This window comes from Streptomyces sp. NPDC005820, from assembly GCF_040630255.1.
In the GTDB taxonomy this organism is placed as follows: Bacteria; Actinomycetota; Actinomycetes; order Streptomycetales; family Streptomycetaceae; genus Streptomyces.
The window spans coordinates 31,430-49,359 of sequence record NZ_JBEXXE010000059.1; the positions used below are offsets into that span (position 1 = coordinate 31,430).

16 protein-coding genes are annotated in these 17,930 nt (G+C 72.0%); 6 read left to right on the forward strand and 10 right to left on the reverse strand.

From position 1 onward, the window contains the following. Positions 1 to 223 precede the first annotated feature (223 nt). Both ABZ464_RS45595 and ABZ464_RS45600 read right to left on the reverse strand, forming a co-directional pair. The gene (locus ABZ464_RS45595; protein ID WP_359287848.1) at positions 224 to 2,353 is read right to left on the reverse strand and encodes a glycosyltransferase family 39 protein; all 2,130 of its coding nucleotides are present in this window, start codon (positions 2,351 to 2,353) and stop codon (positions 224 to 226) included. Then, on the reverse strand, positions 2,350 to 3,207 hold the full coding sequence (locus ABZ464_RS45600) for a dolichyl-phosphate beta-glucosyltransferase (protein ID WP_359287849.1): 858 nt from the start codon (positions 3,205 to 3,207) through the stop codon (positions 2,350 to 2,352). Before ABZ464_RS45600 ends, ABZ464_RS45595 begins: the two co-directional genes overlap by 4 nt. Positions 3,208 to 3,452: 245 nt before the next feature. Here ABZ464_RS45600 and ABZ464_RS45605 point away from each other — a divergent pair, with 245 nt between their 5' ends. The 3 genes from ABZ464_RS45605 to ABZ464_RS45615 are packed head-to-tail and all read left to right on the forward strand — an operon-like array spanning position 3,453 to position 5,946. Continuing rightward, positions 3,453 to 4,604: an ABC transporter ATP-binding protein gene (locus ABZ464_RS45605; RefSeq protein ID WP_359287850.1), complete on the forward strand. Its 1,152-nt coding sequence runs from the start codon at positions 3,453 to 3,455 to the stop codon at positions 4,602 to 4,604. Then, positions 4,601 to 5,281 carry an ABC transporter permease subunit gene (locus tag ABZ464_RS45610; protein WP_359287851.1) on the forward strand — a complete coding sequence of 227 codons (681 nt, stop codon included), beginning with the start codon at positions 4,601 to 4,603 and terminating at the stop codon, positions 5,279 to 5,281. Before ABZ464_RS45605 ends, ABZ464_RS45610 begins: the two co-directional genes overlap by 4 nt. Then, positions 5,278 to 5,946, forward strand: a complete 669-nt coding sequence (locus tag ABZ464_RS45615; protein ID WP_359287852.1) for an ABC transporter permease — start codon at positions 5,278 to 5,280, stop codon at positions 5,944 to 5,946. Before ABZ464_RS45610 ends, ABZ464_RS45615 begins: the two co-directional genes overlap by 4 nt. 101 nt (positions 5,947 to 6,047) lie before the next feature. Here the strand turns inward: ABZ464_RS45615 and ABZ464_RS45620 are convergent, their stop codons facing one another. From ABZ464_RS45620 to ABZ464_RS45635, 4 genes are read right to left on the reverse strand one after another with little or no spacing between them, the layout of a single operon-like run. Next, positions 6,048 to 6,647, reverse strand: coding sequence for an ATP/GTP-binding protein (locus tag ABZ464_RS45620; protein WP_059202332.1), 600 nt, complete (start codon positions 6,645 to 6,647; stop codon positions 6,048 to 6,050). Further along, entirely contained in the window at positions 6,634 to 7,083 is a 450-nt protein-coding gene (locus tag ABZ464_RS45625) for a DUF742 domain-containing protein (RefSeq protein WP_359287853.1), read from the reverse strand. The genes ABZ464_RS45620 and ABZ464_RS45625 overlap by 14 nt, the downstream gene beginning before the upstream one ends. 32 nt (positions 7,084 to 7,115) lie before the next feature. Further along, entirely contained in the window at positions 7,116 to 7,592 is a 477-nt protein-coding gene (locus tag ABZ464_RS45630) for a roadblock/LC7 domain-containing protein (protein ID WP_059202334.1), read from the reverse strand. Further along, positions 7,589 to 10,546, reverse strand: a complete 2,958-nt coding sequence (locus tag ABZ464_RS45635) for a sensor histidine kinase (RefSeq protein ID WP_359287854.1) — start codon at positions 10,544 to 10,546, stop codon at positions 7,589 to 7,591. Before ABZ464_RS45635 ends, ABZ464_RS45630 begins: the two co-directional genes overlap by 4 nt. 356 nt (positions 10,547 to 10,902) lie before the next feature. Between ABZ464_RS45635 and ABZ464_RS45640 the strand changes: the two genes are divergently transcribed. Next, complete coding sequence (locus ABZ464_RS45640; protein ID WP_359287855.1) at positions 10,903 to 11,862, forward strand: ABC transporter substrate-binding protein; 960 nt, start codon at positions 10,903 to 10,905, stop codon at positions 11,860 to 11,862. Between the two features lie 10 nt (positions 11,863 to 11,872). Beyond that, positions 11,873 to 14,077, forward strand: coding sequence for an aromatic amino acid lyase (locus ABZ464_RS45645; RefSeq protein WP_359287856.1), 2,205 nt, complete (start codon positions 11,873 to 11,875; stop codon positions 14,075 to 14,077). 12 nt (positions 14,078 to 14,089) lie between these two features. Here the strand turns inward: ABZ464_RS45645 and ABZ464_RS45650 are convergent, their stop codons facing one another. Continuing rightward, entirely contained in the window at positions 14,090 to 15,460 is a 1,371-nt protein-coding gene (locus tag ABZ464_RS45650) for a glycoside hydrolase family 43 protein (RefSeq protein ID WP_359287857.1), read from the reverse strand. Between the two features lie 212 nt (positions 15,461 to 15,672). On the opposite strand from ABZ464_RS45650, the gene ABZ464_RS45655 reads away from it, so the two are divergent. Beyond that, positions 15,673 to 16,128, forward strand: a complete 456-nt coding sequence (locus ABZ464_RS45655) for an ankyrin repeat domain-containing protein (RefSeq protein ID WP_359287858.1) — start codon at positions 15,673 to 15,675, stop codon at positions 16,126 to 16,128. A 13-nt stretch (positions 16,129 to 16,141) separates the two neighbouring features. On the opposite strand, the gene ABZ464_RS45660 is transcribed toward ABZ464_RS45655, so the two are convergent. From ABZ464_RS45660 to ABZ464_RS45670, 3 genes are read right to left on the reverse strand one after another with little or no spacing between them, the layout of a single operon-like run. Continuing rightward, positions 16,142 to 16,741, reverse strand: a complete 600-nt coding sequence (locus ABZ464_RS45660) for an ATP/GTP-binding protein (protein WP_359287859.1) — start codon at positions 16,739 to 16,741, stop codon at positions 16,142 to 16,144. Further along, complete coding sequence (locus ABZ464_RS45665; RefSeq protein ID WP_359287860.1) at positions 16,728 to 17,084, reverse strand: DUF742 domain-containing protein; 357 nt, start codon at positions 17,082 to 17,084, stop codon at positions 16,728 to 16,730. The genes ABZ464_RS45660 and ABZ464_RS45665 overlap by 14 nt, the downstream gene beginning before the upstream one ends. A 1-nt stretch (position 17,085) precedes the next feature. After that, the gene (locus tag ABZ464_RS45670; RefSeq protein WP_055638744.1) at positions 17,086 to 17,520 is read right to left on the reverse strand and encodes a roadblock/LC7 domain-containing protein; all 435 of its coding nucleotides are present in this window, start codon (positions 17,518 to 17,520) and stop codon (positions 17,086 to 17,088) included. Positions 17,521 to 17,930: the final 410 nt, after the last annotated feature.

Genomic DNA, 17,930 nt, shown 5'->3' on the forward strand with positions numbered 1-17,930 from the left:
GCCCTGCGCGGGACCGGGTCGTCGCGCCGTCGGCGCAGGGGCGGCTGGGGAGACGGCGGCGGGGGCGGCGGCTGCAGCGACGGCTCGTCCTGCGGGGGCGGTTCGTCCTGTGGTGGTGGCGGTGGTTGTGGTGGGGGCGGTGGGGGAGGCGACTGATCCCTGAACGACAGGGGGCGGGCCCCGGAAAGGATTCCGGGGCCCGCCCCCTGTCGTGCGGGAGGGGTCAGCCGACGTCGGAGGCGTCCAGGCGGTACAGACCGCTGTAGTCGGAGACCGCCGTGCCGTTCTTCTTGACCCAGGTCGAGATCTCGGAGTTCGACGAGCCCTGGCCGCTGTCGCTGACGACGATGTAGTGCAGCTTGCCGGACTTCACCAGGGACTTGAGCTTGGCGAGGGTCATCGCGTTGTCGCTGCCGGACCAGCCGCCCATCGAGATGACCGGCTGACCGGACTCCAGGATGATCGAGGAGGCCGTCTGGTCGGTGGCGACCGCGACCAGCCAGGTGGCGCCGTCCTGGTTCTTCTTCAGGTAGCTGATCATCGCCGAGCTGACCTGGGTGCCGCCGCCCATGCCGCCACCGCCACCGCCGCCGTCGCCGGTGCCGTCCGTGCCGGACTCGGCGGATTCCGTGCCGGACTCGGCGGCGGAGGAGCCACTGCCCGACGGGGGCTGGCCCATCGACTGACCGCTGGAGCTGTTGGCGCTGCTGGAGCTGGAGCCGCTCGAACCGCTCGTCGAGTTGCTCGAACCGCCCGGTCCGCCGTTGCCGCTCGGCCGCTGGCCGCCGCCCATGCCGCCACCGCCGCCCATGCCGCCCCCGGTGCTGGGCCCGGCCGTCGGGTTGGTGCCGTTGGTGCTGGAGGTCGCCGCCGAGACCGAGTAGGCCGCCGGACCGGCGAGCAGGGCCACGACCGCCGCGAGGGCCGCGACGCCCATCAGCCGGTGCCGCTTGGTGAACCGGCCGGCCAGCAGGCCGAGGACGGACAGGGTGCCCAGGGCGGCCACCGCGATCTCCGCGACCGTGTACAGCGTGCCGGAGCCGGAGACCCGCTGGAGCAGGACGACCGCCCAGACCGTGCTCGCCGCGATCGCGGCCGGGAGCACCCAGCCCCACTTGGCCGCCGAGTCCTCACGGAAGGCCTTGTACAGCATGACCCCGCCCGCACCGGCCAGAGCGGCGATCCCGGGCGCCATGGCGGTGACGTAGTACGGGTGGAAGGTGCCCTCGGCGAGGGCGAAGGTCAGGTAGTGGAGGCCGAACCAGCCGCCCCAGAGGAGGAGGGCCGCACGCTGGGCGTCGGTGCGGGGGGCCCGGCCGCGCAGGACCAGACCGGCCACCAGGGCGATCGCCGCGAAGGGGATCAGCCAGGAGATCTGGCCGCCCATGATCTCGTTGAACAGCCGGTACGGACCGGCCTCGCCGCCGAAGCCGGCGCCGTTGCCCTGCGAGCCCACCGACGAACTCGCCCCGAAGATCCGGCCGAAGCCGTTGTAGCCGATGACCAGGTCCCAGACCGTGTTGTCGGTGGAGCCGCCGATGTAGGGGCGGGAGGAGGCGGGGATCAGGTCGACGACCACCATCCACCAGGCGCTGGAGACGACCAGCGCGACCGTGCCGGCGGCCAGGTTGCGGATCCTGCGGCCGAGGCTGCCCCGGGCGGCCCACAGGTAGACCAGGAAGAACGCGGGCAGGACGACGTACGCCTGCATCATCTTGGTGTTGAACGCGAAGCCGATCGCGACGCCGGACCACACCAGCGGCATCATCCGGCCGGTCCGCACGGCCTTCAGCAGGGCCGCCGCGCCCAGCAGCATCAGGAAGACGAGGATCGGGTCGGGGTTGGTGTCGCGGGTGATGGCGACCGTGATGGGGGTGAGGGCGAGGGTGACTGCGGCGATGGTCGCCGCGACCGGGCCGAAGTCACGCTTCACCAGGCGGTACAGGAGGGCGACCGACCCGACGCCGACCGCGACCATCGGCAGCATCAACTGCCAGGTGCCGTAGCCGAAGACGCGGGCGGACAGGCCCATCACCCACAGGGCGAAGGGGGGTTTGTCGACCGTGATGAAGCTGCCGGCGTCCAGGGCGCCGAAGAAGAACGCCTTCCAGCTCTTGGTGCCGGAGTAGACGGCCGCGTTGTAGAAGGTGTTGCCGCTGATGGAGGACAGGTTCCAGGCGTACAGGGCCGTCGCGAGGACGAGGATCGCCCACAGGGCCGGGCGGGCCCAGCGCGGGTCGTCGGGGGCGCCGGTGAACAGCTGCCGGACGAGGTCGCTTCTGGCGGGCGGTGCGGCCCGGTGACGGGATCCGTCCTCCCGGACGGGGGCGGGCGGCGGGGCGAGGGTCGTCATGACGCGTACTCCAGGTGGCTGTTCGCCCCGGTGGACAGAGCGGAGGGGGAGGAAGGCATCCGCGCGGCCGGCACCTGCGGGGTGCTCGTGCGGCGGGGGACGGGGACGCGGGTGCGGCCGGTGAGGGTGGAGCGGAGCATCCGGCCCATGCCCTTGAGGTCGTCGACGGCCGTGCGGACGATGTCGACGCGGCTGTCGGGGTCGTCGGTCCAGTCGACCGGCACCTCGTGGATGCGCAGCCCGTTGCGCTGGGCCAGGACCAGCAGTTCGGTGTCGAAGAACCAGGCGGTGTCCTCGATGTGCGGGGCCAGCGCGCGGAACACCTCGGCGCGCACGGCCTTGAAGCCGCACTGCGCGTCCGAGAAGCGGGCGCCGAGACCGGCCTTGAGCAGGAGGTTGTAGGAACGCGAGACGAACTCCCGCTTGGCGCCCCGGACCACCTCCGACTGCCGGTGCAGCCGGCTGCCGATCGCGAGGTCGCTGTGGCCGGACAGCAGCGGCGCGACCAGGGGGAGGAAGGCCTCCAGGCCGGTCGACAGATCCACGTCCATGTAGGCGACGACGTCCGCCGTGGACCGCGACCACACGTGCTTCAGGGCGCGCCCCCGGCCCTTCTCCTCCAGCCGCCGGGCGTGGACATGGGGCAGCCGCAGGGTCAGATCGGTCGCCACGCTCCAGGTGGCGTCCGTGCTGGCGTTGTCCGCGATCGTGATGCGGAACGGGAACGGGAAGGACTCTTCGAGGTGTGCGTGGAGACGGCCGATGCTGTCGGCGAGGACGTGTGCCTCGTTGTACACCGGCACCACGATCTCGACCGACCGGCGCCGGACGCCTCCCGCGTTCGTTGCGTTCATGGCCTTGACGATGGGGGCCGTCTCTGGGCAATCCCTGAGCCCCTTCTGAGGGGAGAGTGAGAATCAGGGGACTCACAGGCTGGGCACAGGAGGGGCGATCGAAGGGTGATCGAAAGGTGACTGAAGCGCGCCATACACCCGCTGACCGTCTGAAACACAACCCGTCTAGACTCTCTCCGCAACAGTCCGAACTCGGGTGGTCGAGAGCGGGCGGGAACGGCCAGACCCGAAGGGTGTTCGGCGTTTTGATACGGATAGATTCAGTCACCAAGCGGTACCCGGACGGCACGGTGGCGGTCGACGGGCTCTCCCTCGAGATACCGGACCGCGCGATCACCGTCCTCGTCGGCCCTTCCGGATGCGGCAAGACGACGACCCTGCGGATGATCAACCGGATGGTCGAGCCCAGCGAGGGCACCATCTGGATCGACGGCAAGGACAGCCGGCAGCAGCCCGTCAACACCCTGCGCCGGTCCATGGGGTACGTCATCCAGAACGCCGGGCTCTTCCAGCACCGCACGATCGTCGACAACATCGCCACCGTGCCCCGGCTGCTCGGCTGGAGCAAGGACCGGGCCCGCTCCCGGGCCCGCGAGCTGATGGAGCGCGTCGGACTCGACGCGTCCCTGGCCAAGCGCTACCCGTACCAGCTCTCCGGCGGCCAGCAGCAGCGCGTCGGCGTGGCCAGGGCGCTCGCCGCCGACCCGCCGGTGCTGCTGATGGATGAGCCGTTCTCCGCCGTCGACCCCGTCGTCCGCAAGGGACTCCAGGACGAACTCCTGCGGATCCAGGACGAGTTGGGCAAGACCATCGTCTTCGTCACCCATGACATCGACGAGGCGGTCAAGCTCGGCACCATGGTCGCGGTGCTGCGCACCGGCGGCCGGCTCGCCCAGTACGCGCCGCCCGCCGAACTGCTGTCGAACCCGGCCGAGGCGTTCGTCGAGGACTTCCTCGGCGCCGACCGCGGCATCCGCCGGCTGTCCTTCTTCTCCGCCGCCGGACTCGATCTGCTCACCGCGCCGATCGTCGCCGTCGACGCCACCGCCGAGCAGATCGCCCGCGCCGCCCAGGGCGCCCCGTACCTCCTCGTCACCGGCATCGACGGCAAGCCGCTCGGCTGGAGCGAGCCGGGCGCGCTGACCGCGGGGAGCATCGACACCGGCCGGCTCCTGTCGTACGGACGGCCGTTCGTCGCCGGAGAGGACTCGCTGCGCTCCGCCCTCGACTGCGCCGTGCTCTCGCCCACCGGCTGGGCGGTCGCCGTGGACGGCGAGGGCCGTGCCACCGGGGTCGTCTCCCAGACCGCCATCGCCGAGGCGATCCGCGGCGCGCACGAGGCCGGCGACGGCGCCGGCGGCACCACCGGCGCGGGCGAGCCGAAGGCCCTGCGATGAACCGCTTCTTCGACATCCCCAGCGACCTCCAGCACGACTGGATCGGCCTCGTCGGACTCCATCTGCGCGAGGCCCTGCTGCCGGTCCTCGGCGGCCTGCTGCTGGCCCTCCCGATCGCCCAACTGTGCGTGCGGCTGCGCTGGTTGTACCCGCCCGTGCTGTGGGTGACGACCGTGCTCTACGCCATCCCGTCGCTCGCCTTCTTCGTCGTCCTCATCGACTACACCGGCCAGACCGAACTGACGGTGATGATCCCGCTCACCGTCTACACCCTGGTCGTGCTGGTCCCGGCGATCGTCGACGGCGTCCGCTCGGTGCCGCAGGAGACCCTCGCCGCCGCGACCGCGATGGGCTTCGGGCCCGTACGCCGGTACATCCAGGTCCAGTTGCCCATCGCCACGCCCGCGATCGTCGCCGGGCTGCGGGTCGCGACGGTGTCCAGCATCAGCCTGGTCAGCGTCGGCATGCTGATCGGCAACCAGGGCGCGCTCGGCAACCTGCTGCACGACGCGCAGATCTACAACCGGCCCGAACTCGCCTGGAACTCCGTGCTCACCACGGCGGCCCTCGCGGTCCTGGTGGACGCCCTGCTGGTCGGCGTACGGGTCCTGCTCACGCCCTGGATGCCGAGCGGATCGGGTGCCACCCGCACCCGGAAGGAGGCCGCGGCCCGGTGAACGTCCTGAACTTCATCAGCTCCTTCTTCACCGACGGCGCCCACTGGTCGGGCTACGACGGCATCCCCACCCGCCTGCTGGAGCACCTCCAGTACTCCCTGGAGGCGCTCGGCCTCGCCGCTCTGATCGGACTGCCCGTCGGCCTGGTCACCGGGCACTACGGCAAGGGCGGCAACGCCCTCACCCTGATCGCCACCGCCGCGCGGGCCCTGCCCACCTTCGGTCTGCTGGTGCTCATCGTCATCATCGCCGGCTTCGGCATGCTGCCCGTGATGATCCCGCTGGTCGTCCTCGCCGTCCCGCCGATCCTCGTCACCACGTACGAGGCGGTGCGCTCCGTCGACCGCTCCCCGGTGGACGCCGCGCGCGGCATCGGTCTGTCGGAGACCCGGATCCTCCTCCAGGTGGAACTCCCGGTCGCCCTCCCGCTGATCCTCGGCGGGCTGCGCTCGGCGGCCATCCAGATCGTCTCCACGGCCACCATCGCCGCGTACGTCGGCCTCGGCGGCCTGGGCCGCTACATCGTCGACGGTCTCTACCAGCACGACTACGAGAAGGTCGTCGGCGGCGCGGCCCTGGTCGCGGCCATGGCCCTCGCCACGCTGGGCATCTTCTGGGCGCTGGGCCGCGCGGCGGTGTCGCCGGGCGTGCGACGAGCGGGCTGAGCCGTTGAAGGGGCGCTGAGGCAAGCGCCCTGAAGGGGCGCGGGGAACTGCGCGACCGGCCACAACCGGCCCGCAGTTCCCCACAACAGCAGTACCTGTACCTACCCGCCGCTCCGGGCGAGCGCCTGCTCCAGCACCACCAGCAGAGCGTCCCGCACCGAGCCGCGCTCACGGGCGTCGAACACCAGCACCGGAACGCCCTCGGAGACGTCGAGAGCCCAGCGCACCTCGTCGAGCGAGTGCTCGACCTTGCCGTCGAAGGCGTTGACGGCCACCGCGAACGGGATCTGCCGGTGCTCGAAGTAGTCCACCGCGGCATAGCAGTCGTCGAGCCGGCGGGTGTCGACGATGACCAGACCGCCGACCGCGCCCTCCACGATGTCGTCCCACATGAAGCCGAAGCGTTCCTGGCCGGGCGTGCCGAACAGATACAGCTTCAGCGTCGGGTCGATGGTGATGCAGCCGAAGTCCATCGCCACGGTGGTCGTGGTCTTGCGCGGGGTGTGGCTGAGGTCGTCCACCCCCGCCGCGACCTCGGTGATGGCCGCCTCGGTGGTGAGCGGCTCGATCTCGGAGATGGAGCCGACGGCGGTGGTCTTGCCCACCCCGAAGCCGCCCGCGATCACCAGCTTCACCGGCAGCGGCGGCCGTACGGCGGCCTGGCCGGCGGCCGGCCGGGCGAGCGGTTCAGTCGGAGTCACGGAGTACCCCCCGGGAGTCGGGGATGGCCCGGAGGCCATCGATAACCCTGCGCAGGACGGATGCGTCATGGGTGACGCCGGAGTCGGGCACGTGCACCGACAGCTGCCCCACCGAGCGCAGGTCCTCGGCGAGGACCCGCACCACGTTCAGGTGCAGCCGCAGCCGTGCCGCGATCTCCGCGATGGACTGCGGCACCCGGCAGGCGGCGACGATGTCGTGCTGTTCGAAGGAGAGCCGGTCGAGCGCGTCGATCCCCTCGGTGGTGGCCACCAGCTGGGTCTCCACGGGCATCGCCCGGCCGGACGCGGCCTCGCCCGCGCCCGCGACCCTTCCCGCGGTGACCAGGAAGGGCCGTACGGCGGGCGCGGGGCCGACCGGGCCGGGAGGCACGAGCGGGTCCTCGCCGGCGCCGCGCGGGCTCTGGCCGTCCGCCATCGGTGTTCGCTTCCTCTGCCGGTGGCCCGCGGTCAGCGGGTCCGGGTGGCGCCGACGCTGTTCTTCAGCTCCAGGACGAGCTGCGGGCTCAGCGCGGCGCCGGCGCGGTTGGCGAACACGGTCATCTCGTAGGCGATGTTGCCGAGCTTGGCCTCCTTGTCGGTGACCACGCCGAGGACGGCGCCGCTGCCGATCGCGGAGACCAGGACGTGGCCGCCCTCCAGGTCGATGATGACCTTGTTCAGGCCGCCCAGACCGTAGTTGCCGGAGGCGCCCGCGGCGAGGCTGGTGATGCCGGAGACGATCGCCGCGAGGCGCTCGGAGTCGGCGTGCTCGCGCAGCTCCGACACCGCGATCAGCAGGCCGTCGGAGGACACCGCGATGGCGTCCACGACCCCTGCGGTCTCAGTGGCGAAACGGTTGAGCAGCCAGGTGAAGTCGGCTGCGGCAGCCCGCAGATCGGTCGGCGTGGTGTCTCCGGTGGGAGTTCCACCTGTCGACGTGCTCACTGCTCGGCTCCTTCCGGAAGGTGGTTCTGGTGGTGCTGGGGGTTCCGGTGCTCGTCCGGGACCCGTCGGTCGTGCGGGCTGTCGGCGTCGGGGAGCGGATGCCGCCCCGTGTCGGTGTCGCGGTGGGCGCGTTCCACGGCCGCCTCGAACTCCTCCAGCGCGCTGCGCACGGCGTCCGCGTCGGCGGGCCGCGCCGCCTGCCGCGCCATTGCGGCGGAGGCGTCCACGGTGGTCCGCAGGGTGGCCCCCCGCACCCGCCGCCGCAGCGGCCGGGCCCCCTCGGCGGCGGCCGCACGCTCCTCGCCACGGGCGGGCGCGGGCACGGCCGCGGTGACGGCGGGGTCGGGGGTACGGGTGTGGGTCGCGGAGGGCGTCGTGGCGCCGCCCGTCGCGGGGGCGGCGGCGGCCGGGGCGCCGGTCGTCGGGGTCGCCGACCGGCCGTCGGCGGCCGATGCCGATGCCGACGCCGTCGTCGGGGCCGCCGTACGGCCGTCGTGCGCCGACGCGTTCACGCGGGGCGCCGTAAGTCCGTCCGTGGACGCGGACGCGGACGTGGACGCGGACACGGACACGGACTCGGACGGAGACGCGGACTTGGGCACGGATGCCCAGGTCGTCGTCCGTCCGTCGGCCGCCGAGGTGCCGTTCGACGCGGTGGCCGAGGCGGCGGTGGCGGTGTCCGCCGGGCCGGTCGACTTGCCGGTGCGGCGGGGCAGTGCCGGGGCTTGTGTGCCGGGCTCCTCGGCGGTACGGCGGTGCGCCGCCGTGTCCGGGGCCGTGCCGTTGGCCGCCGTCGCCGTTGCCGGCTCGGGGTCGCGCTCGGCCCAGGAGGGCTGTTCGCGGCGCGGGACCCGGCGGGGGAGCGAGGTCGCCTCGTCGCCCGTGAGGGAGGCCGCGGCGGCCGGGGAGGGTCCGGCGGAGGGGGCCGACGGGGCCGGGAGGGGCTGGGCCGCGGCGGTGGGCACGCCGACCTCGCTGAGCGTCAGCAGCAGCGTGGCCGGGATGCGGACCTCGGCCGTCACACCACCGCCCGGGGTACGGGACAGGGTGACGTCGACGTCCCAGCGGCGGGCGAGCGCACCGACCACGAACAGACCGAGCACCTTCGTCGGGACGAGGTCGAGCCGCTCACGGCGCACCAGCCGGGCGTTCTCCTCGGCGAGCCGCTCGGCGCTCATACCGAGGCCGTGGTCGGAGACGGTGATCGACGCGCCGCCCTGGTCGGAGCCGACCCGCACCTCGACGGGGCTGCCCTCCGGCGAGAACGACACCGCGTTCTCCAGGAGTTCGGCGATCATCAGCGTGAGGTCGCCGACGATGTCGGGCTCCACGACGGCCTCGCCGCGGGCGTACAGCTGCACCCGCTGGTAGCCCTCGATCTGGCCGAGCGCGGCGCGCACCACGTTGGTCAGCTCGGTCGGCCCGGAGTCGAGGACGGTCTCGCGGATGCCGGCCAGCAGCATCAGACTGTCGGCGTTGCGGCGCAGACGCACCGCGATGTGGTCGATGGAGTAGAGCCGCTCCAGCAGCGCCGGGTCGGTCTCCCCGCGCTCCACCCAGTCGATCAGGGCGAGCTGGCGGGTCGTCAGATTGGAGACACGGCGGCCGACGTTGCCGAACATCTCGGCGACGTTGCGCCGGCTGAGCACCTGGCGCTCCAGCAGCGCCGCCGCTGTCGTCTGCACGTTGTTGAAGGCCTCGGCGAGCTCACCGATCTCGTCGTCCGCCGTGACCGGCAGCTCGCGCAGCCGCGGCGAGCCGCTCTCCTCGGCGTCGTCGTCGGCGACCCGGGCGAGCTCGCGCCCGGCGACGTCGGCGACCTCCTGCGCGGCACCGGTCAGGGCCAGCACCGGGCGCACCACGGAGCGCCGTACGAGGATGGAGAACGCGATCCACAGGGCGAAGCAGATCAGCGCGAGGTTGAGCAGCAGACCGGCCCGCCACTGGGCGTCGACGGAGGCGTCGTCGGCGCGGTCGGCGATCTGGTCGATCAGCGAGGTGGTGATCTTCAGCCGGGTCGCGGCCTGCTCGCTGTAGTCCGGGTACGAGGCGATGGCCGTCCGGAACGCCTCGCGGATGTCCGCCCGGGACTCGGCCTGCAAGGCGCTCGGGTCGACGGCCAGTTCGGCGAAGTGCTGGCTGATGGAGGCCTGTGCGGAGTTGTGCTCGATGCCGCCGAGCTCGTCGGTCTGCGCCTGGGAGGCGAACCGGCCGAAGCGATCGGCCTGGTAGGTGTACAGCTCGTACGAGCCGACCGCGCCGGTGTACTCGATGAGCGCGTTGCTGTCGCCGGTGCGCGCGGAGAACACCCCGGTCTCGTAGGCGCCGTGGGCGGAGTCGGCGCGCAGCAGCGAGTCGAGCAGGTTGCCGGTGAAGGTGCTGGCCAGGTTGGAGTCGCGGTCCAGGCCCAGCCCGTCGATGACGGCGTCCGAGGCGCCGGAGTACGCCGGGTCGATGTTGTCGGCGGGCAGATAGCCCTGCTCGATCGTGCTCCGCAGACCCGCCAGGCCCTCGATCCCGCGCAGCGCCTGCGCCTCGCTGTCCGGCAGCCGGTCGCCGAAGGAGTCGGCCACCTTGCGCACCTGGGCGTCCACGGCGAGCTGGGCCTTGCGGTACGGGGCCGTGGAGGGCGTGCCGCCGTCGAAGGACGCCTGGTGCCGCACCGAGAGCAGGATCGCCTGCTGGTGCTCGTTCTGGAGGTCCGAGACGAGCCGTGCCACCTGGGTGCTGTTCCGCACCAGCTCGGCGGCGTCCTCGGCCTGGTTGGACTCCTGCACCAGCTCGGTGAAGAGGTACGCCAGCATCAGGGCGATGACGCCGAGCGGGATGCCGACGAGCAGGTTGAGCTTGCGCTGGAAGGGCCACCGGTCGGCGAAGTTCCGCAGACCCCGGCGCACGGACGACGGTGCCGAAGTCGCTGACCGGGCGGGCGCGTCCACCTCTTTCGTGGACACCGGGCCTCCTTCGAAGGGGTGTTGCGGGCGTGCCGGGCCACGCGGGTGGCCGAATGTGAACGAACGAGAACGCAACGGTATTCGAGTGGCCCCCGCATACCGCCGTGGCCGGTGCCGACTCCGGCGACGATATCGCTTCTCTGATCGATCGAGCACGTCGCCCTACGTCAAGAATCCATTACGAAGAGCCCCCTAAACCTCCAGGAAGAGCTTTCAAACACTACGCAACTAACCACGAACCGAACCGAATCGGTAACAGGACCGCTCTTGACTGATGAAGAACGGGGTGGATTGGATCAGGCCAGGCTCCATGCCTCGTCAGTTCCTCATCGCCCCCCAGAGCTCGGAACGGAACCGTGACTTCCAACGCCCACAGCAGCAGGTCCAGGTCCCTCAGGAACACCGGCGCGGCGGCCGTCGCGCTCGCCGCGGCGACGGCCCTGCTCGCAGGATGCGGCTCCTCCGACGACAAGTCCGACCCGCTGGCCGGGGACAAGGCGGACAACGGGACCGTCGTCGTCGGCTCCAACAACTTCGCCGAGAGCATCCTGATCGCCGACATCTACGGCGAGGCCCTGAAGGCCAAGGGCATCAAGGTGTCCTACAAGCCCAACATCGGCAGCCGCGAGACGACGTACGGCCTGCTCAAGAACGGCTCCATCACCGTTCTGCCGGAGTACAACGGCTCGCTGCTCGCCTACCTCGACGCGAAGGCCGAGCAGAAGTCCCTCGCGACCGTGAACGCCGCCGTCAAGGCCAAGCTCGACTCCAAGCTGACGCTGCTGGAGTCCTCCCCGGCCGAGGACAAGGACTCCGTCACGGTCAACAAGGAGACCGCGGCCCAGTACAAGCTCACCGCCGACTCCACCCTCGCCGACCTCAAGGCCGCCGCACCCGACCTGATCCTCGGCGGCTCGCCCGAGTTCCAGACCCGGCAGCAGGGCATGGTGGGCCTGGAGTCGGTGTACGGCCTGAAGTTCAAGTCGTTCAAGGCGCTCGACGCCGGCGGCCCGCTCACCCAGGCCGCGCTGAAGAAGAACACCGTGCAGGCCGCGGACATCTTCACCACCGACCCGACCATCACCAAGGAAGGGTTCGTCGTCCTCCAGGACCCGGAGAACCTGTTCGGCTTCGCGAACGTGACGCCCCTGGTCTACAAGAGCGGGCTCTCGGACGAGGGCGTCGACGCGCTCAACGCCGTCTCCGCCAAGCTGGACACCAAGACCCTGCTGGACCTGGACTCGCAGGTGCAGCTGGAGAGCAAGGACCCGCTCGACGTCGCGAAGACCTGGCTGAAGTCCGCGGGCCTCGACTGACGTTCCTTCCTTGGCGACGCCTCTCGACCCCCCGCCGGTCGTCCTGACCGGCACCGGCCTCACCGTCGGCGAGCTCATCGCGCTCGCCGACGGTGAGGCCGTGCCCGCGGTGGCCCCCGAGGCCCGCGACCGGGCCGTACGTTCCTGGCGGGCCGCCCAGCGCCTCGCCGCCGAGGGCCGGCTCTACGGCCGGGGCACCGGCGTCGGCGCGCACCGCTCGGTGACCGTCGACGAGGGCGACGAGACCGACCACGGGCTGCGGCTGCTGCGCAGCCACGCGGGCGGCGCCGGTGCGCTGCTGCCCGCCCGTCAGGTCCGGGCGATGCTCGCCGTCCGCGCCAACCAGCTCCTGGCCGGCGGCTCCGGCATCCAGCCCGCCTTCGTCGACGCCCTCACCGAGGCCCTGCGCCTGGGCGTCCACCCCGCCATCAACGAGTACGGCGCCATCGGCACCGGCGACCTCACGGCCCTCGCCCAAACAGGCCTGACCCTGATCGGCGAACGCCCCTGGACAGGCCCCACACCCCCGAACACCGCCCCGCACTCGCAAGCCACGGAGCACCCGGGCACCACCCTGCCTGCGAGTACCGCCCCGCATTCGGGCGAGGCCCTGATCCCGGGCGCGGCCCCGCATTCGGGCGAGGCCCTGATCCCGGGCGCGGCCCCGCATTCGGGTGCCGGCCCGCTTCCGGGTGCCGCCCCGCATTCGGGTGCCGGCCCGCTCTCGGGTGCCGCCGCGCATGCGGGTGAGGCTTTGAAGTCGGGTGCCGCCGCGCATCCAGGGGCCGCCCCGCTCTCGGGAGGCGCCCCGCATCAGGGCGAGGCCCTGAACTCGGGTGCAGCCGTGCACCCGGGGGCCGGCCTGCATCCCGCCACCGCCGGCTACCCGGTCCCCGTCGGCCGCCCAGAGGCCGACACCTGGAGTGCCGTGCCGGACGGCTCCCCGGACGGCGACCTGTTCGACTCGGCGGGCGCCGCCTGGCGTGGCCCCGGCCGTGTCGCCGGTCCCGACGCCGGTATGGTCGGCTGGCCCAACACCTCCTGGCGGGACCTCGGTCCGGACCCGCAGAGCGGTCGGCCCGGGGACGACGCACCCGCGGCTGCCGTCGTGCCGTCCCCGTCGGGCACACCGGTCGGATCGGCCGCGGCGTCCGCTTCCCCGGCAGCGATGCGCACCGTGCCCGTCGAGCCCGGCGTCTCGACCGACCCGGATGAGCCGGCCGCGCCGCTCACCGTCTCCGCCCCGGAGGCGCTCCCCGCCCCCGTTGCCCTCCCCGCCCCCGTCGCCCTGCGGCCCGGTGATGCGCTTGCGCTGCTCAGCAGCAACGCGCTCGCGCTGGGGCAGGCCGCGTTGGCGCAGTACGGGCTCGAGGTGCTGCTGCGGGCCACGCATGCCGTGGCCGCGCTCTCGCTGGCGGCGGTGGGCGGTTCGGGGGAGGCGTACGTGGCCGCCGTGCACGCGCTCAGGCCGTACGAGGGTGCGGCCCGGGCCGCCGGGGAGGTGCGGCGACTGCTCGGGATCGGGGAGAACGGGGAGGGGCTGCCCGGCCGCCGGATCCAGGACCCCTTCGGGTTCCGGGCCTTCCCGCAGGTGCACGGCTGCGCCCTGGACGCCTCGCGACGGCTGCGCACGGTCGTCGAGGTGGAGATCAACTGCCCCTCCGAGAACCCCCTCGTGGCCGCCGACGGCACCACCGCCCACCACCACGGCGGTTTCTTCGCCGCGCCCCTGGGCCTCGCCCTGGACGCGGCCGACCTGGCCCTGCTGCAGACCGCCCAGCTCTCCGTGGCCCGGCTGTCCGCGCTCGGCGACCCGGACCTCACCGGTCTGCCCGGCTTCCTCGCCGCCGGACCCGCCGGCAGCTCGGGCACGATGATCCTGGAGTACACCGCCAACTCCGCGCTCGCCGAGGTGCGTTCGTGCGCCGCGCCCGCCTCGGCCGGACACACCGTCCTCTCGCACGGGCTGGAGGAGGCCGCCAGCTTCGCCGGCCAGGCCGCCCGGCAGACCCTCCGGGCGGCGCAGGCCTACGGCACCGTCCTTGCCTGCGAACTCGTCACCGCCGTAAGGGCGTTGCGGATGCGTCCGGTGCCGCCGCCGGTCCCCGCGTTCACCCTGGCGACGGCCGCCCTGCCCCTCGGCACGGACGACCGCCCCCTGACCGCAGACCTGGCCGCGGCGGCCGAACTGCTGCCGCGGCTGGCGCAGTTGTGACCCGCCGAGGGATCAGTAGCCCACGTAGAACGTCGCGTCCTGCTGCTCGGTCGAGGTCGAGATCGGGTCGATCCGCAGGACGTAGTTGGAGTGCCGGATGTAGCGGGTGGGGTTGTTGTACGAGCGGAACGACGACCAGGTCGAGTCCGCGAGGCCGGCCGTACGGTAGAAGGTCGCGTCCGCCGCGAACGTCGACGTACCGTCGTTGACGTCCAGTTGGAGCGCGTAGTTGTAGTGCCGCAGATAGCGGGTCGGGTAGTTGACCGACCGGAAGGAGACGCCCGAGCTGTCCGCGAGGCCCGGGACGATCGTCCACAGCGAGTCCTTGTACGGCTCGACCGGGTACTCGTCGATGCGGCCGACGTAGTTGGAGTGCCGGACGTAACGCGCCGGGTAGTTGTAGGACTTGAGGCGGTTCCAGGCGGGGGCGCCCCAGTAGGACAGCAGGGCGTTGTACTGGGCCGTGGTGATCGTCGAGATGCCGCAGTGCTTGGAGTTGACCGGCTGGGTGTACGTCTTCTGGTCCAGCGCGGTCCAGCTGCCCGCCGACAGGTCGCTGGACTGCCAGGCGTAGAAGACGCCGTTGGGGGTGTAGGTGTCGCCCCAGAGCCACCAGGTGCCGGAGGAGAGGGACTTGACCAGGGTCGGCGCCTCGGTGCCGCCGTGCGCGGCGCCCGTGGAGAACTCCGTGAAGCTGCCCGGGTCCAGGGTGGTGGACCGCGCGCCGACCAGCGTCTGGTTCTTCTTGAAGTAGAGGTAGTTGTAGCCGTTCACGCCCACGGCCATGTCACCGTCGATCACGTCGTAGCCCGGGTCGAAGAAGACCTGCGGGGCGGAGGCCGTGACGAAGTCGCTGGTGTAGTTCACCATGATCACGTTGTGGCCGCTGCTGTTGACCGCGGAGTAGATCAGCCCGTACTGCCCCCGGCTCGCGTCCCAGAACGCCTCCGGCGCCCAGCTGTGGGTGTTCATGTCGTGCAGCTTCAGCCGGTGGTAGCCGGTGAAGGTGCGCAGGTCCGTGGAGTTCCACACGTGCACGTACTGGCTGACGTAACTCCAGTCGGTGCCCTTGAGGTCGGTGGCGAGCACCACGAAGGTGCCGTCCTGCTTCTTCAGGATGAACGGGTCGCGCAGTCCGAGCGAACCCTCGGTCGGCGTGACCACCGGGTTGTTCTGGTTCAGCGGCGTCCAGCGCAGCCCGTCCGTGCTGACGGCCAGGTGCAGGCCGTAGTCGGTGCCGTCACCGAGGTTCGTCGACTCGGTGAAGTAGCACATCACGTACGCCGAGTCGGCCGCGTGGGCCGCCGGGGTGCCGAGCGTGAGGGCGAGGGGCACGGAGGCCGCCGCGCCGAGGAAGAGGCGGCGGGAGGGATTGGGGGTCATGTGCTCTCCACGGGGGTGCGGACGCCCTTGAGGTCTGACAGCCTCAGGGTCGGTATATCGAACGAGGTTCGGTGAGCCGGTCAGAACGTAGGGGCGGGAGAGGAACAGGTCAATCATCGAGACAGGCTTGGCGGGTTTCCGCCGTCCTGCTGTGAGCCGCCCGTGAGAAAACCCGTGATCGCGCGGCCCGTGCCGGGCTACCCTCGGCGGCCGTGAACAGAAGACGGCGCAAGAAACTCACGAAGTCCCTCGCCGGGGCGGTCCTGTGCGACGAGGGCGCGCGCGTCGACCGGCTGCTGAAGTCCGGAGCCGACCCCGCGGCACCCGACCCCGATGGGACGACTCCCCTGTACGCGGCATGTGTTCAGGGCTCGGCCGGCATCGCCCGCAGCCTGCTGGCGGCCGGTGCGCCGCCCGACGCGGAGAGCGCGGGGCCGGGGGCCGAGGGAACCCCCCTGTGTGCCGCGGCCTGTTGGGGCCACACCGACACCGTCCGTGTCCTGCTCGCCCATGGCGCCGACCCCACGCTCCGCGAGGACCACGGCACCGGCTGGACGCCCCTGCGCTGGGCGCAGCACGGCCCGCACCCGGAGACCGCCGACCTGCTGCGGGCCGCGATCGCCCGCCGGGAGACCGAAGCACCGGCCGGCGGACCGGTCGGCGGGTAGGTGGGCGGGTAGGTCAGCGGGCCGGGCCCGACCCCAGGGTGACATCGGCGATCACCCGGTCGATCAGGGCGATCAGCACATCCCGGCACGACTCCCGCTCCCGCGCGTCGCACAGCAGCACCGGGACGCCCTCCGGCAGCGCCAGGGACTCCCTGATCTCCTCCGCCGGATACGGGTGCTCCCCGTGGAAGCCGTTCACCGCGACCACGAAGGGGATGTGCCGGCGCTCGAAGAAGTCGATCGCCGCGAAACTCGACTCCGGCCTGCGCACATCGACCAGCACCACCGCGCCCAGCGCGCCGACGGCCAGGTCGTTCCACATGAACCAGAACCGCTGCTGACCCGGGGTGCCGAAGAGATACAGCACCAGGTCGTCCCCGATGGTGATCCGCCCGAAGTCGAGGGCCACGGTGGTGGACCGTTTCTCCTCGATGCCCTTCAGATCGTCGACCTCCAGACCGGCGACGGTCAGCGGCTCCTCCGTACGCAGCGGAGCGATCTCGCTGACCGACCCGACCATGGTGGTCTTGCCGACGCCGAAGCCGCCGGCGATGAGGATCTTCACCGTGTCGGGTGCCGCGACCGCGCCCGCGGTGGGCTCAGATCCGGCCAAGGCCGTCCCTCACTTTCTGCAGCAGGTCCAGATCCGCGGCGCCGGAGACGGAACGGGGCGGCCGGGCCGTGATCAGGCCCTCCTCCAGCAGATCGCAGAGCATGATGACGACCACGCTCACCGGCAGGTCGAGATGGGCCGCGAGCTCCGCCACGGCCACCGGACGGGCGCTCAGCCGCAGGATCCGGAGGTGTTCCGGCTGCGGCCGCGCGGCCCGCTCGGGCGGCGGGTCCACCGCCGTCACCGTCGTGATGAGGGTGAAGTCGGCTCGGCTGGGCCGGGTCCGGCCACCGGTGAGGGTGAACGGCCTGACGAGTCGGCCCGCTTCGTCGCCTTGGCTCACCTCACCCGCCGTTGCCGCGGACGGCGGGACCGATACCGGTCCGCGGTGCCGCGCTCAGGTGCTCGCCGATCTTCTTCACCAGCATGTTCATCTGGTACGCGACCACGCCGACGTCCGCGTGCGAGCCGGCCAGCACCACGAGATGGGCGCCGGGGCCCGCCGAGGTGAGGATCAGATAGCTGTTGGCCATCTCGATGAGCGCCTGCCGCACCGGGCCGCCGCGGAAGTCCATGCTGACGCCCTTGCTCAGGCTCATCAGGCCCGAGGCGGTGGCCGCCAGCCGCTCGGCGTCCTCCCGCAGGAACCCGGTGGACTTGCTGACCACCAGCCCGTCCTCGGAGAGCACGACGGCCTGGTTCACATCGGCCACCCGGTCCACGAGGCCGGTGAGCAACTGGTCGAGCTGGGTGTTCGTGGCGGGGATGGAGTGTGTCATCGCGGTGTCCTTCATGAGCGGTCGGCGGGCGGGGTCGGGGTCTGGGGGGCGCCTGCGGCGGTGACCGCCGGCTCAGCCGGACCGGGCGGCGGCACCTCGGGGTCGGCGTCGGCGTGGTCGCGTGCCTGGAGCGTGCCGCGCTGGAAACCGGCGAGGGAAGAGGCCGCGCGCTCCGCCGTGAAGTCCTCGGGGAACCCGTCCTCCTCACAGGGCGGCGCCTCCTCCCGCAACTCGGCGGCAAGACTCGTCTGCGGAACCCGCCGTGGCAACGGCCTGAGCCCACCCACCCGCGCACCGCCAACGGCACCGGCCGGGGAGGCCGAGGCGCTTGCGGGTGAGAGCCGACCCTGGCCGGTCTCGGGGCCGACTGGAGAGGCAGCCGCCGAGGCGGGGGCTGGGGAGGCCGAGGC